14 protein-coding genes are annotated in these 14468 nt (G+C 70.1%); all 14 read right to left on the bottom strand.

Going from position 1 to position 14468, the window contains the following annotated elements:
* Positions 1-72: 72 nt before the first annotated feature.
* On the bottom strand, positions 73-780 hold the full coding sequence (locus tag JOF29_RS16155) for a prepilin peptidase (protein WP_307863379.1): 708 nt from the start codon (positions 778-780) through the stop codon (positions 73-75).
* An 11-nt stretch (positions 781-791) separates the two neighbouring features.
* The gene (locus JOF29_RS16150) at positions 792-1829 is read right to left on the bottom strand and encodes a DUF2330 domain-containing protein (protein ID WP_209695009.1); all 1038 of its coding nucleotides are present in this window, start codon (positions 1827-1829) and stop codon (positions 792-794) included.
* Between the two features lie 13 nt (positions 1830-1842).
* Positions 1843-3453: an FAD-binding protein gene (locus JOF29_RS16145; RefSeq protein ID WP_307863378.1), complete on the bottom strand. Its 1611-nt coding sequence runs from the start codon at positions 3451-3453 to the stop codon at positions 1843-1845.
* The gene (locus JOF29_RS16140; RefSeq protein WP_209695008.1) at positions 3440-4264 is read right to left on the bottom strand and encodes a shikimate dehydrogenase; all 825 of its coding nucleotides are present in this window, start codon (positions 4262-4264) and stop codon (positions 3440-3442) included. Before JOF29_RS16140 ends, JOF29_RS16145 begins: the two co-directional genes overlap by 14 nt.
* Before the next feature lie 117 nt (positions 4265-4381).
* Positions 4382-5605 (bottom strand): endolytic transglycosylase MltG, encoded by a 1224-nt coding sequence (mltG, locus tag JOF29_RS16135; RefSeq protein ID WP_307863377.1) that lies wholly within the window; start codon positions 5603-5605, stop codon positions 4382-4384.
* A gap of 11 nt (positions 5606-5616) precedes the next feature.
* Positions 5617-6075 carry a Holliday junction resolvase RuvX gene (ruvX, locus tag JOF29_RS16130; protein WP_209695007.1) on the bottom strand — a complete coding sequence of 153 codons (459 nt, stop codon included), beginning with the start codon at positions 6073-6075 and terminating at the stop codon, positions 5617-5619.
* A gap of 18 nt (positions 6076-6093) precedes the next feature.
* A complete protein-coding gene (alaS, locus tag JOF29_RS16125) occupies positions 6094-8763 on the bottom strand; it encodes an alanine--tRNA ligase (RefSeq protein ID WP_209695006.1) in 2670 nt (889 codons plus the stop codon).
* A gap of 5 nt (positions 8764-8768) precedes the next feature.
* The gene (locus tag JOF29_RS16120; protein ID WP_209695005.1) at positions 8769-9005 is read right to left on the bottom strand and encodes a DUF6167 family protein; all 237 of its coding nucleotides are present in this window, start codon (positions 9003-9005) and stop codon (positions 8769-8771) included.
* Positions 9002-9412 carry a DUF948 domain-containing protein gene (locus tag JOF29_RS16115; protein WP_209695004.1) on the bottom strand — a complete coding sequence of 137 codons (411 nt, stop codon included), beginning with the start codon at positions 9410-9412 and terminating at the stop codon, positions 9002-9004. The genes JOF29_RS16120 and JOF29_RS16115 overlap by 4 nt, the downstream gene beginning before the upstream one ends.
* A gap of 122 nt (positions 9413-9534) precedes the next feature.
* Positions 9535-10002, bottom strand: a complete 468-nt coding sequence (locus tag JOF29_RS16110) for a hypothetical protein (protein WP_209695003.1) — start codon at positions 10000-10002, stop codon at positions 9535-9537.
* Positions 10003-10941: 939 nt separating this feature from the next.
* Complete coding sequence (locus JOF29_RS43150; protein WP_307863375.1) at positions 10942-12741, bottom strand: replication-associated recombination protein A; 1800 nt, start codon at positions 12739-12741, stop codon at positions 10942-10944.
* A gap of 438 nt (positions 12742-13179) precedes the next feature.
* Positions 13180-13590 (bottom strand): hypothetical protein, encoded by a 411-nt coding sequence (locus JOF29_RS16095; protein ID WP_209695002.1) that lies wholly within the window; start codon positions 13588-13590, stop codon positions 13180-13182.
* Entirely contained in the window at positions 13587-13835 is a 249-nt protein-coding gene (locus JOF29_RS16090) for a hypothetical protein (protein WP_209695001.1), read from the bottom strand. The genes JOF29_RS16095 and JOF29_RS16090 overlap by 4 nt, the downstream gene beginning before the upstream one ends.
* Complete coding sequence (locus JOF29_RS16085) at positions 13836-14465, bottom strand: VC0807 family protein (protein ID WP_209695000.1); 630 nt, start codon at positions 14463-14465, stop codon at positions 13836-13838.
* Between the last annotated feature and the right edge of the window lie 3 nt (positions 14466-14468).

Here is a 14468-nt window from a genome sequence, read left to right as displayed (position 1 = left end):
GTTCGAATACCTCGACCCTAGGAAGCGCGGGCGGGTCCGCACATCAACCATCTGGTGGAGTGCGGGACTCCACTATCCGGCGTACAACCGCTCCAACGGCATCCCGAGCAGGACGCCGCCGAGCGCGCCGACCAGCATGAACGGCCCGAACGGGACCATCTGCTTGCGGGTCATCACCCGGCCGACGATCAACACGATCCCGACCACCGCACCGAGGAAGAACCCGCCGTACAGCCCGGACACGAACTGCCCCCAGCCGAGCCACCCGAGCGCCAGCCCGAGCAGCCCCGACAGCCGTACGTCGCCGAACCCGACGCCCCGCGGGAACGCGAACCACAGCACGTAGAACACCCCGAACCCGATGGCCCCCGCGATCGCCGCCCGCCGCAGCGAGCCCCACTCCCCCGTGGCGAGTGCCGCGCCCAGCAACCCCACACCGACGACGAGGTACGTCGGCCAGATGATGACCGACGGCAGGTACCGCGTGCGCGCGTCGATGTACCCGAGCACCGCACCAGCAACAGCCAGCACCAGCCAGGCGGGTAGTACCGCATCCAGCCCGAGCAGCCAGCCCAGCAACGCACCTGCGACCGCAGCCAAGCCTCCACACCAGTGCGCCGCTCGCCTGCCCGCCAGCGACGCGTAGGACGTCTTGCTCTCGCCCTCCTCCAGCACCGGCTCCGGGATGCGTCGCATCAGCCAGGGACCGAGTGCGTACGCCGCCGGACCGCAGACGACCGCACCGATCCCGGCAGCGAGCAACGCGTTCTCAGCCGGCACGATCGAGCAGCCTAGCGTTTGGCTGCTGAGCGTTTCACCAGCACCCGCGCGAGAACCGCCGCGGCGCCGCCCAGCAGCAGGACGCCGACGGCGAGTACCAGGATCGTGCTGAGCAGCCCGTCGTTCTCGGTGACGTACGTGATCCGCTGGTACGGGTCGTCGTTCGTCGCGGGCTCGAACGTGAAATCGTCGGTGATCCGGCTCGGGTCGCTGTACGACGCTGTGTACGCGGTCAGGTAGTCCGCCGGCTTCGGCAACGCCTTGTCCTCGACCCGGCCCGCGAACAGCAGCTGCAGCCGCACCCCGTCGTACGGCACCTTCGTGGCGTCCACGCGGTGCTCCGCGGCGACGTACACGGTCACGGTCTGAGCCGTGGTCGCGCCCTTGCTCAGCCGCATCGGGTACACGATCCGCTGCGACGCGAACGTCAGCCGGAGCGGCGGCGTCGCGCCGTACATGCTCTCGCCGTCCTTCTTCGGCGCGAGCTTGACCGCGACGATCTCCCACTTCTCGGTCAGGTACGGCGTCAGGTTCGCGGCCAGCGTGGCGGGTACGACGTACCCGTTCGTGCGCAGCCAGTCGGTGACCGCCGTACCACTGGTGCCGGTGAGCCGGGTGACCGCGAACGGGCCGAGGACCATCTGTTGCTGGACGTTCACTCCGGAGCCGGGCGCTCCGGCGGCGGTCCCGCGGGAGCCGGCCATGATGCCGAGGTCGCGGAACGGCCAGTAGGTCTTCCTCACCACGCGCTTCGGCTGCGTCATCCGGTCGAGCCGCCAGAACAGCTCGCTGTCGCCCAGCTCGACCTTCGCCGCGGACGGCACCGGCATGATCCAGGCGGCCTTCTTCGACGCACCGTGGACGGCCATCGACAGCGTGATCTGCTCGGTGCTTCCGGTGTGCTGCACCAGCGCGGTCTCGCCGTACGCCCGGGCCTGCGACTGCGCGTCCGGAAGGTACCCGCCGCACGCACACGCCCACGCAGGCGTCACCCCGGCCGCGACGAACCCGACCGCCAGCACACCTGCCACCACCCGCCAAAGCTTCACGGGCGAAGACTAACTACGCGAGGGTGTACGGGGTGTGGAAGAAGTTGGTCGGGTCGTACTTCTTCTTCGCGGCATGCAGCTTCGCCGCGCTGGCGCCGTAGTACGCGCTGACCGGACGTCCGGCCTCGAGGTAGTTCACGTAGGCGCCGGCCGAGTACGAGCGGACCGCGCGGTGACCGTTCGCGATGAAGGTCCGCGCGCCGCTGTTCTGCGACGAGGAATACCACTGCACCGTGCCCAGCGCGCTCCGCCACGGCCACGAGGAACCACCAGCCGGCTGCTTCGCCGCCTGCCCGCCGAGCGGGTCGAGGATCGCTGACGCCGGTGTCCCGGCCCGCGCCGCCGCCTTCACCGCACCGAGCAGGGCCGTGATCGCGGCCGCATTCATCGGCCCCTTGAGTACGTCGGAACCGGCGAGGAAGCCCTGCCGCGGACTCGTCGTACCGCCGCCGAGGTACTTCACCGCCTCCAGGTGCGACTTCACCGAGATCGTCCGCGCCGACGCCCTCGCCCCGACGAACGACTCGAGCTGCGCGGCGGCAGCGTTCGCGTTGCCGGTGGTGGAGACGCCGAGCACGTGGATCGACAGCGTTCCGTTGCTCTTGGCATCGATGTGCAGGTTTCCCCAGGCCGTGGCCGGCGCGGTCTGCGCGAACTTCTGCCAGCCGCGGACCACCGCCGCCGCCTGCGACTCCGGCCAGGTCAGCCGGAAGAACCCGAGCCTGGTCGCGGGGATCGTGCTGAACCGGAACGACGTGACCACGCCGAAGTTGCCGCCACCGCCGCCACGCAGCGCCCAGAACAGGTCGGGCTCCGACGACGCGCTGACGTTGTGCGACTTCCCGTCCGCGGTGAACACGCCCATCGACACGACCCGGTCGCAGGTCAGGCCGTACGTTCGGGTGTGGATCCCCATCCCGCCGCCGAGGGTCAGCCCGGCGACACCGACGGTCGGGCAGGTACCGGTCGGCAGCGAACGCCCGTACCGGTCGAGGAACGCGTGTACGTCGTACAGCCGGGCGCCGGCGCCGACGGTGAGCACGCCGTTCGAGTAGCTCATGCTCCTCAGGCCACCGACGTCGACCTGCATACCGTTCGCGATCGTGGACGCGCCGACGTACGAGTGGCCGCCGCTCTTCGGCACCAGGACGAGTCTGTTGGCGCGGGCGAAGTTGATCGCCTTCTGGACGTCGGACGCGTTCGCGGCCTTCACGACGGCCGTCGGGCGGACGGCGTCCCAGCGCGGGTTGAACAGCTGGTGCGCGGCCGCGTACCCGGGGGTCGCGGACAGGTAGAGCCGGCCCGTCAGCGAACGGGAGAAGCTGTTCCAGTTGGGCGCGGTCGAGGTCAGCGTCGGCGCCGACGTGTTCGGGGTGGTTGGCGTGGAGCTCGGCGTCGTGGAGCCCGGGACCGCGGTGGTGCCGGGTGCGGTGCTGCTCGACGCGGTTTTGCTCGGTGCGGTGCTGCTGGGTGCGGAGGTGGTCGGCGTCGGCGCCGACGTGGAACTGGTAGGCGTCTGCGACGGGCTCGTCGTCCCGCCTGCGTTCTTCTTCTCGTTGCCGCAGCCGGCCAGTGTGACGGCGGCACCGGCGATCAGAACAGTACGACGGTCAAGCAGGCTCACGATCCCCCAGCTCCTCACGAGCAGCAGTTCTCATGGCCGCCAGAGGAGCCGGCGACCTACCCGTCATCATCTCCACCTGGAGGGTCGCCTGATGCACGAGCAGGTCAAGTCCGTTCAACAGCTCTGTACCGATCCGGTGCGCCGCGATCGCGAGCCGGGTCGGCCACGGGTGGTACGCGACGTCGAACACCACCGGCGCCACCCCGGCGAAATGCTCCGCCCAGGGGTCCACCGCACCACCGGGCAGCGTCGACACGCACAGGTCGAAGCCGCCGATCTGTTCGACCTGGGAGAAGTCCGCGACCGACGTACGGAGTCCCAACTCCGCTGCCAGGTCCCGCAGCCGCTCGGCCTTCGCGACGTCCCGCACCACGACCGTGACCTCGCTGACCCCCATCCCGCGCAGCGCCGCCAGCGTCGACGCGGCCGTCGCGCCCCCGCCCAGGACGACCGCGGTCTCGGCCGCGGTGATGCCCTGCTCGGCGAACGCGTTCACCAGCCCCGGTACGTCGGTGTTGTGGACGGACCGGGATCCGTCCGGCTCGAACAGCATCGTGTTCGCCGCGCCGATCAGCTCCGCGACCGGATCGACCGTGTCCGCGAGGTCGAGCGCGATGCGTTTCAGCGGCATCGTCAGCGACAGCCCGCGGACGTCCGGACCCAGGGACGCCACGAAGGCCGGCAGCGCGGCCTCCTCGACCTCGAACGCGTCGTACGTCCAGTCAAGCCCGAGCGCCGCGTACGCGGCCCGATGCATCGCCGGCGACAACGAATGCGCAATCGGCGACCCGAGCACCGCGCAACGGGTCACGGGGCCTCCCGTCCTGGACTGACGACCGGAGCAACGAGGGAAGGACGGGAGCCCAAGCCCCGTGACCCCGCCGTGCCGGAAGCGCGGCAATTCAACCGGCAATTCAACACAGTCATGTCAGCAACGGCCCTTGTGGGCCTGGCACCAGGTCTGCAGCTTCTTGACGTTCGCCTGGTGCTCGGCGGAGGTGCTCGCGAACGCGGTCTCGCCGGTGTCCAGGTTGATCAACGTGAAGTACAGCCAGGACCCCTGGGCCGGGTTGATCGCCGCGCTCAGCTCGTCGCGGGTCGGCGAGTTGATCGGCGTCGGCGGCAGGCCCTTGAACTTGTAGGTGTTGTACGGCGACGGGTTGTTCCGCTGCTCGGGGGTGGTGAAGACGCCGCCGTTCTTGCCGACCACGTAGTGGATCGTCGAGTCCATCTGCAGCTTCATCCCGGCCGAAAGCCGGTTGTAGATCACCCGCGCGACCTTCGCGTAGTCCTGCTGACGATTGGTCTCGGCGCCGATGATGCTCGCCACGATCACCGCCTGGTACGGATCCAGGCCCTTGTGGGTCGCGGCCTTCTCCAGGTCCAGCGAGCCGGCCGTCTTCGCGTAGTTGGCCGTCATCAGCTTGAGCATCGTGTACGCCGTGGCGTTCTTCGGGATGTCGTACGTCCCCGGGAACAGGAAGCCCTCGGCATTGGCGTGCGCGTACGCCGGCAGACCGAGCATGGCCGGCTTGCCCAGCGCGGTCGCGGCCGCACCGGCGGGCAGCTTCATCTTCGAGCCCTGCAGGATCATCGCGACCTCGGCCTTGGTCTTCCCGGCCGGGACGCTGATCCGGGTCACCAGCACCGACAGCTGCGTGTTCAGCATCAGGTCGAGCGCGGCCTTCGCGGACATGTGCTTGTGCAGCGTGTACGTCGCGGCCTGGAGCTGCAGCGACCGCGGATCGTCACGGGCCACCCGCTCGAAGGCGCGGGCGCTCTTCACGACTTCCTTCTTCTCCAGGGTGTCCGCGATCGACGAGGAACTCTGGCCGTTGGTGATCTCGACGACCACGGTGCCGGTGCCCTGACCTTGGTAGTCCGGCGCGGAGAACACGCCCGCCAGCGCGTCCTTGCCCTTGCCGAAGCCGACCACCGCGCCGGCCACGATCGCTCCGACGACCAGCAGGGAGATCAGGCCGGCGAAACAGCCGAACGCCCGGCGGCCACGGGACCGGCGACGACTGGCCCGTCGCTCGACGCGGGTCTCGGCCCGGAGCCCGAGGCCGCTGCCCAGATCGGCGTCGGCGCCGTCGGCACGCTGCTCCGGGCCTTCGCTCAGGCCCTCGTTCTCGTTCAAGTCCGCGTCCACCGATGGTCCGTTCACAGGGGCCTCCCGGGTGGGTTGCCGGTCTCGCGCTCGAAGTCGAGCGCGTGCTGGAGAATAACGACCGCCGCGGCCTGGTCGACCACAGCCCGCCGTTTGCTGCCCTTCTTTCCCCGTTCCCGCAACATCCGCTCGGCGGTGACCGTGGTGAACCGCTCGTCGACCAGCCGCACCGTCGTCCCCGTGTTCGTCTCGTGCACCTTGTCCAGCACCTGCTCCGCCGTCTCCCGGATCTTCACCGCGGCCGGCCCCTCGCCCCCGGACAGGGAACGCGGCAGCCCGACCACGATCTCGAACGCCTCCAGTTCGGCGGCGAGTTCCGCGATCCTACCCAGATCGCCCGGTCCACGTCGGACCGTCTCCACAGGCGTGGCCAGGATGCCGTGCGGATCGCTGCTGGCGACGCCGATCCGGGCGTCTCCGATGTCCAGCGCGATCCGCACGCCGCGTCTCATCAGCGGTACCTCATGGATCTAGCCCGTGACCTGGTGCCCGATGGCGTGCTCGACGGCGCTCAGCGCGTCGTCGGCACCGGCGGCGTCCGTGCCGCCACCCTGCGCGACGTCGTCCTTGCCCCCGCCCCGGCCGCCGAGCTTCTCGGCCGCGATCCGGACCAGGTCGCCGGCCTTCAGCCGCCACTCGCGGGCGGTGTCGTTCAGCGCGACCACCACACCGGGCTTGCCGTCGTTCACACTCAGCATCGCGACCACGACCGGTTTGTCGTTCCCCATCCGGCCGCGGACATCGAGGGCCAGCTTGCGCAGGTCCCCGCCGCTCACGCCGTCCGGCGCCCGGTGGCCGACGTACTGGACGCCGAAGACGTCCTTCGGGTTGCCCGCCAGCTCGGCGGCGGCCTGCAGCACCTGCGCGGCGCGCACCCGCTCGAGCTCCTTCTCGGCGGCCCGCAGCCGCTCCGACAGGTCGGCGACCTTCGCCGGCAGCTCCTCCGGCCGAGTCTTCAGGTTCTCGCTGAGCAGCCGGACCAGTGCCCGCTCCTTGCCGAGGTAGTGCAGCGCCTCCATGCCGACGAGTGCCTCGATCCGCCGAACGCCGGCGCCGACCGAGGACTCACTGGTGATGGTCAGCGCGCCGACCTGCGACGAGTGCTTCACGTGCGTACCACCGCAGAGCTCACGTGACCACGGGCCGCCGATCTCGACGACCCGGACCTGCTCGTCGTACGTCTCGCCGAACAGCGCCAGCGCGCCCCACTCGCGGGCCTCCGGCAACGTCATGTACTGCGCGGACACCGGCAGGTCCTTGCGGACCGCGAGGTTCGCGACCTCCTCGATCTCCGACCGGGTGGCCGGGTCGAGCGCCGAGGACCAGGCGAAGTCGAGCCGCAGGTAGCCGGGCTTGTTGTACGAACCGCTCTGCAACGCGTTCGGGCCGAGCACCTGGCGGAGCGCGGCGTGCACGACGTGCGTACCGGAGTGCGCCTGGCAGGCCGAGATCCGCCAGTCGTGGTCGACCTCGGCGTGCACGTCGGTCCCGGGACGCAGCACGCCCTCGAGGACCTCGACCCGGTGCACGATCAGGCCCTTCACCGGCCGCTGCACGTCCAGCACGTTGAGCTTCAGGCCGTCGCCGACGATCAGCCCCTCGTCCGCGATCTGACCGCCGGACTCGGCGTAGAACGGGGTCTTCTCGAGCACCACCTCGACGGTCTCGCCCTGCTCGGCGAACGGCGCCACCGCACCGTCCCGGAGCAGGCCGCGGACCTGCGAGTCCGTCGACAGCTCCTGGTAGCCGGTGAACTCGGTGACGCCCTTCTCGCGGAGCTCCCGGTAGCCCGAGGTGTCCGCGTGACCGGCCTTCTTGGCGCGCGCGTCGGCCTTGGCCCGCTCGCGCTGCTCCTTCATCAGGCTCTTGAAACCCTCGGTGTCGACCTGCAGGCCCTGCTCGGCCGCCATCTCGACGGTCAGGTCGATCGGGAAGCCGTACGTGTCGTGCAGCTGGAACGCCTTCGAGCCCTCCAGCTGGTGCGCCCCGCCGGCCTTGGTCTCCTTGACCGCGACGTCGAAGATCGTCGTACCGGCGGTCAGCGTCCGGCGGAACGCCTCCTCCTCGGCGTACGCGATCTGGCTGATCCGGCCGAAGTCGGTGACCAGCTCCGGGTACGACTTCTTCATCTGCTCCAGGCTCACCGGGAGCAGCTCGACCAGGCTGGGGTCCTCGTACCCGAGCAGCCGCATCGACCGGATCGCGCGGCGGAGCAGCCGGCGCAGTACATACCCGCCCTGCTCGTTGCCCGGCGTGACACCGTCGCCGATCAGCATCAGCGCGCTCCGGACGTGGTCCGCGATCACCCGGAAGCGGACGTCGTCGACCTGCTCGGCGCCGTACTTGCGGCCGCTCAGCTCGGACGCCTTCTCGATCACCGGGTAGATCTCGTCGATCTCGTACATGTTGTCGACGCCCTGCAGCAGGTACGCCACCCGCTCCAGGCCGAGGCCGGTGTCGATGTTCTTCTTCGGCAGCTCGCCGAGGATCGGGTAGCCGTCCTTGCCGCCGCCCTCACCGCGGACGTTCTGCATGAAGACCAGGTTCCAGAACTCCAGGTAGCGGTCGCCCGCCTCCCAGTCCCGGTCGGCGCCGAACTCCGGGCCGCGGTCGATCAGGATCTCCGAGCACGGGCCGCAGGGGCCCGGGATGCCCATCGACCAGAAGTTGTCCTTCATGCCGAGCCGGACGATCCGGTCGTCCGGCAGCCCAGCGACCCGCTTCCAGATGTCGATCGCCTCGTCGTCCTCGTAGTACACCGAGGCGTAGAGGACGGACTCGTCGAAGCCGTAGCCGCCCTCGTTCTGCGGCTTGGTGACCAGCTCCCAGGCGAACTTGACGGCGTCTTCCTTGAAGTAGTCGCCGAACGAGAAGTTGCCGTTCATCTGGAAGAACGTGCCGTGCCGAGTGGTCTTGCCGACCTCTTCGATGTCGAGCGTCCGGACGCACTTCTGCACACTGGTCGCGCGCGCGAACGGCGGCGTCTGCTGGCCGACGAAGTACGGCACGAACTGGGCCATACCGGCCACGTTGAACAGCAGGTTCGGGTCCGGCGACGGCAGTGGCGCGCTCGGCACCACGGTGTGGCCGCGGTCCTCGAAGTACTGCAGGAACCGCCGCCTGATCTCACTGGTTTCCATGGGTGTTACCGGTAGTCCTCACGATCGTTGGTGTTCTCGATGCCGAGCGCGTCGCGCAGCTCGGTCTCCCGCTCGGCCATGCCCTCGCGGACCTGGTCGCCGAAGTGCCGGACCGCGGCGGCCAGCTTGGCCGCGGACTCCTGGACACTCTCCGGAGCGAGGATCTGAGCCTTCTTCTTCAGCCTGGTGACGGCGTACACGCCGACGGCGATCCCGATGATCAGCCAGAAGATCCGCTTCACCGCTTCCGCGCCTTCCGCTCGGCCTTCATCTCTTCCTTGACGCGCTTGGTGACATCCTTGCGCTGCTGCTCGCCGAGCGCCCGGCGGACGCCGTACGTGAACGCGGCCGCCTTCACCAGCGGACCGCCGGCGGTGGCCGAGAACAGCGACATCAGCGCGGCCGCATTGGTGGTCACCGTGGTCGCGTTGTCGGTGATCGTGTCCACCTTCGCCAGCTGGGCGTTGGTCGTGGCCACCGTGGTGGTCACCTCGCCGAGCAGCGGGACACTGGAGTCGGAGACGCCCTTCACCATGATCCGGGTCTCGTCGAACACCTTGCCGAGCTTCAGGATCGGATAGGCCAGCAGGCCCACCAAGATGAGCAGCGCGCAGGCGGCTATCAGCCCCGCGACTTCACCGACGCTCATGGAAACGCTCCGCCTTCCGTAGCGACCTCGTGCGACCCTATGTCACCTTATGGACCGCCCGACCTTATCGCGCGGCCATACCGCACTCCGCTCCAGGACACCATCCCGCACATCACAGTCGCTCACCAAACCCGGCCAACCACTCGGTGATCCCTTGAATACGGCGCGTTCCGGCGAGCCCGGGAGTGGCCGGCGTCGCCGGTGTGGTGGTCGATGTGGTGCTGGCTGTGGTGGTGGGTGTGGTGGCGGGTGTCGTGCTCGGTGTGGTGGTCGGCGTCGTGCTCGGTGTGGTGGTCGGGGTCGAGGGCGTCGGTGTGGTGGTTGGTGGAACGGTCGTCGGTGAGCTGGTCGGTGGAGTGGTCGTCGGGGCCGTCGTCGGGGTTGTGGTCGGCCGTGGTGAGGTCGGCTTCGGGGTCGGCTTGGAGCTCGCGCTCGGGCTCTGGCTCGGGCTCTGGCTCGGGCTGGTGCTCGGGCTGGTGCTCGGGCTGGTGCTCGGGTTGGTGGTTGTTGGGCTTGCCGACGTCCCGCCGGTGGTCGTCGATGACGACTCGGGTGCGGGCCGGCCCGGGCCCGGCTCCGTCGTGACCCAAGGGGGTGCGAGGTCGGTGCGGGTGGGGGACGGGGTGCTGAGCGGGTGCAACGGTCTGCCGACCGGGAGCGACGGCCGGGTAGTGGATCTCGACGTACCGGCGGTGCGCTCGACGCTCGGCGTCGACCGCGCAGACGGCGTTTGCGCCGGATCGTGCGACCCGAGCGGACCGAGGTACAGAAAACCGGCGAGCAGCACGACACCTGCTGCGCCGGCACCCAACTTCAGCACCGGCGGACGCCGACGGACATGCCGCGGACTGGACTGCCTCACAACCGAACCTTTCACCCCAGGCCGTCCAGCAGCCTACCGATCTGAGCGCCTCAATCGAAGTTCACTGTCTGTGCCTGAACGGTTCCGTCCGGCGCCCAGCGCAGCTCCATCGACCCGCCTCCCCCTCCCCGACCAGCGAAAACGCGCCACCTGACCGCCGTCGTCGACCCGTTCAAACGCTCTCGTCCGGCGCATTCACGCGGCCCGCCGCCGCAATCACCGTCCGACCTTCGAACGGTCCGACCGCTACGCCGACAAACCTCACCGTGGCGCCCAGCGCGAACCGTCCGGCGATCGCGTCCCAATCCCCACTCGCCACCGCCCAGGCCACGTGGTCCCCCGCCCGGCTCATTCGCCGATCGCCCGCGGGGCGATCGCGGGGCGTCCGCGGGGCGATCGCGGGGTCACCCGGCGGGGCCGTTCGTGGGTCGTCCGCGAGGGCGATCGCGGGGTCGTCCGTGGGTCATCCGCCGGTTGGTCGCGGGGCGATCGCGGGGCGTCCGCGGAGCGATCGCGGGGTCACCCGGCGGGGCCGTTCGTGGGTCGTCCGCGAGGGCGATCGCGGGGTCGTCCGTGGGTCATCCGCCGGTTGGTCGCGGCGCGATCGCGGGGGCGAACGCGGGGGCGAACGCGGGGGCGGTCGCGGTCGGGTGGGGTTTGTCGGTGGTCAGGGGCGGTCGCGGAGGATCTTGCGGATGGCGGTTACGCGGTCGGCGTACGACGCTTCGCCGCCGCGGCGGGTGGGTTTGTAGTAGTCGGTGCCGTCGATCACGTCCGGCGCGTACTGCTGCGGGAGGACGCCGCGCGGGTCGTCGTGCGAGTACTGGTACGACGAGCCGTGGCCGAGCTTCTTCGCGCCGGAGTAGTGCGCGTCCCGCAGGTGCGGCGGGACCGGGCCGACCTTGCCCGCCTTCACGTCCGCGATCGCCGCGTCCACGGCCATGATCACCGCGTTGGACTTCGGCGCCAGCGCGAGCGTGACGACCGCCTGGGCGAGGTTGATCCGCGCCTCGGGCATCCCGATCAGCTGCACCGCCTCGGCCGCCGCGACCGCGACCCCGAGCGCGGTCGGATCGCCCATCCCGATGTCCTCGCTCGCGGAGATCACCAGCCGCCGGGCGATGAACCGCGGGTCCTCCCCCGCCTCGATCATCCGCGCCAGGTAGTGCATCGCCGCGTCCACGTCCGACCCCCGGATCGACTTGATCAACGCCGACGCCACGTCGTAGTGCTGATCCCCCGCCCGGTCATACCGCACCGCAGCCCGATCAACAGCCGTCTCCAACGTCACGAGGTCGATCAACGCCCGCCGAGGCACACCCCCCTCACCCGCCGACGGAGTCGGCGAATCCCCGGCGCGTACAACCGAGCCGTCCGCACCCGGGCTAGCCGAGTCGGCCGGCCGCCCGCCAGCCACCGCCCCGGCCGGATCCGTCGCATCGGCCGCATCCGCCGAGCCGGTCAGTCCGGTCAAGCTACTCGCGTCCGCCGAGCCGGTCAGTCCGGTCGAACTACTCGCGTCCGCCGAGCCGGTCGGGGCCGTCGCGTCCGCCGGGCCGCTTGCATCCGCCGAGCCGCCCGGGCCGCTCGCCTCCGCCGGGACGGGCGTGGTCGCCGGGATGGGTGGGGCTGCGGGCTCGGGTGGTGTTGTCGTGCGGCTGGGTGTGGTCGGCTCGGCCATCGGGCCGCTTCGGGGGGTTGGCTCGTGCCGTGTCGCGGCCTCGAGCTTCATCGCCTGGTCGTGCTTGGCGCGGGCTCCGCCGGCGGCGGCTTCCAGGTAGGTGAGGGCTCGGCGGGCGTCTCCGCCGGCCATCCGGAGCAGGTGCGCGCGGGCGTCCGCGGCCAGCTCGAACTCGTCGTTCAGTCCGCGCTCGTCGGACAGCGCCCGGTCCAGGAGGAGCGAGATGTCGTCGTCGGTCAGCGACTCCAGCGTGAGGAGCAGGCTACGAGACAGAAGCGGTGAGATGACCGAGAAGAACGGGTTCTCCGTGGTCGCGGCGACGAGCGTCACCCAGCGGTTCTCCACGCCGGGCAGCAGCGCGTCCTGCTGCGCCTTGGTGAACCGGTGCACCTCGTCGATGAACAACACGGTCTCGACCGCACCACCCGGCCGTGCCAGATCCCGCCGCGCGCCGTCGATCACCTGCCGTACGTCCTTGACCCCGGCCGTCACCGCCGACAGCTCGACGAACTTCCGGTTGGTCTGATGCGAGACGACGGCCGCGATCGTGGTCTTCCCGGTCCCCGGCGGTCCCCACAGCAGCAGCGACATCGGCTGGTCGCCCTCCACCAGCCTGCGCAGCGGCGATCCCGGCGCCAGCAGATGCTGCTGCCCGACCAACTCGCCAAGACTCCGCGGCCGCATCCGCACGGCCAGCGGAGCCGCCGTATGGTCCACGTCCGAGAGGCTCCCGCCCCCACGAGCAGGCACCGGCGTACCAGGAAGATCGAACAACCCATCACTCACCCCAGCACCCTATCCAGCCACACCGACACCCTTCGCAGCACGCGGCCTACCCAGTCCCCCGACCAGGTGGGCAACGTCAACCTCGGCCATCGGCCCGCGTGGTCCATGTGAGGCTGCCGTCGTACGAGTGGTTCACCTCTGAAGTGGACCGTTAGCTGGCTGTATGCAGGAGGTGAACGGGCCAGTTCAGGGGTGAACCACTCAAAGGCCGGCTTGTGGTCGGCGGGTCGGGGCGTTGCTCAGGGCGCGGGCGTCTCGGCGGGTGGCGGCGGGCGTCTCGGCGGGGGGCGGGGTGCGGGGTGGCCAGCGGGTCGAGCAGGTCATGGCGGACGGATCGGAGCTGGGCCTCCGCGGGATCGAGCCGGGAGGCGACGGCCTGGGCGTGGTCGCGCCAGGTGTCGCGGGTTTCCTTGAGGTACAGCGCGAGCGCGGGTGTTCTCATCGCCAGGTCGGCCCAGAGCGGAGCCCCGGTGAGATCCACCCCCAGGCTGTACACGAAGTACGCCGACGTGGCTCTCGTCTGCCGCGCGAACGCCCCGCGCCGGCCGCCTCCTGGAGGCTGACGCCCCACCTGTTGTCCGGATCCAGCGACAACTCGGCGGCCTTCGCCAGGATCTGCTCGGCGTCGGTGCCCGCACGGTCCAGCCGTACGTCGTCCAGCCCGAGCCTCCGCCACCAGTGAGCGAGCCGATCCGCCGTACGCCGTGCCCTGTCCGGCGCGTCCGCGGGGAAGGACTGCTCGTACCGGTCCAAGGCCCGCAGGGCCTCGGTGGCGAACAGGTCGACCACCTGTTGAGCGGCGACCAGTTCGTCCTGGCCAGGCTCTCGGCGTTCGGCCCGCGGGCTCATCGCCGCTCGTCCAGTTCAGCCTGGACCCGGTCGACGGCCTCGGCGCGCCGACTGAGCTTGTCGAAGCTCTCCGCCTGCTCCGGGTCGGCAGGCCGGTAGTCGGCGTCCTCCGCGGCCTCGACCGGGACGTACCACCACCGGCCGTCGTAGAAGGTCGGGCCGACCTCCATCCCGACGAGCATCGGCTTCGCCTCGCCGCCGTCGATCAGCTCGCGCATGCGGTCCTGCGTTGTGTAGTCCGTCACTCACCCGACTGTAGGACGCCGCGGGGCGAACACGCGGTGCCACGTTCCGCTCCGCCGCAGCAGCACCGTCGTCGGGACCTGCAGCACGACGATGGTCACGATCGTGATCACCGGGTCGGTGGCCGGTACGACGGAGATCGGCAACGTGTACGAGACGCCGATCCGGACCACGCCGTCGACGATCGTCGCGATCCCCCACCACACGGTGATCCACTTCCAGGCGTTCCGGAACCGCTCGTCGGACTCCCAGAGCTCGTCCATCAGGGCCGCCCGGGGCGCGAACATCGAGCGGGTGACGACGTACGTGAGCGGTTGCGGGTGCCGCAGCGACCACAACGTGATGCCCGCGAACGGCAGGCTGATCCACGCGTTCCGGACCAGCAGCAGCCGCGCGTCACCGCCCGCCACCGCGATCACCGAACTCGCCACCATGCTGATCACCACAGCCATCCCGACCAGATCGGTACGGCGGGTGCGCACCAGGGACACGGCCGAACTGATCAGTCCTGGGATGACGCCGACGAGCAGTGCGGTCAGGTCGCTCGCCCCGAGGGCCTTGAGACCGTAGTACAGGGCGAGCGGGATACCGATGTCGACGACGAGTAGCCAGGGGCCGCGGTGGGTGGGCATGAA

This window comes from Kribbella aluminosa, assembly GCF_017876295.1.
Taxonomy (GTDB): domain Bacteria; phylum Actinomycetota; class Actinomycetes; order Propionibacteriales; family Kribbellaceae; genus Kribbella; species Kribbella aluminosa.
This window is presented reverse-complemented; position numbering and strand designations above follow the sequence as displayed.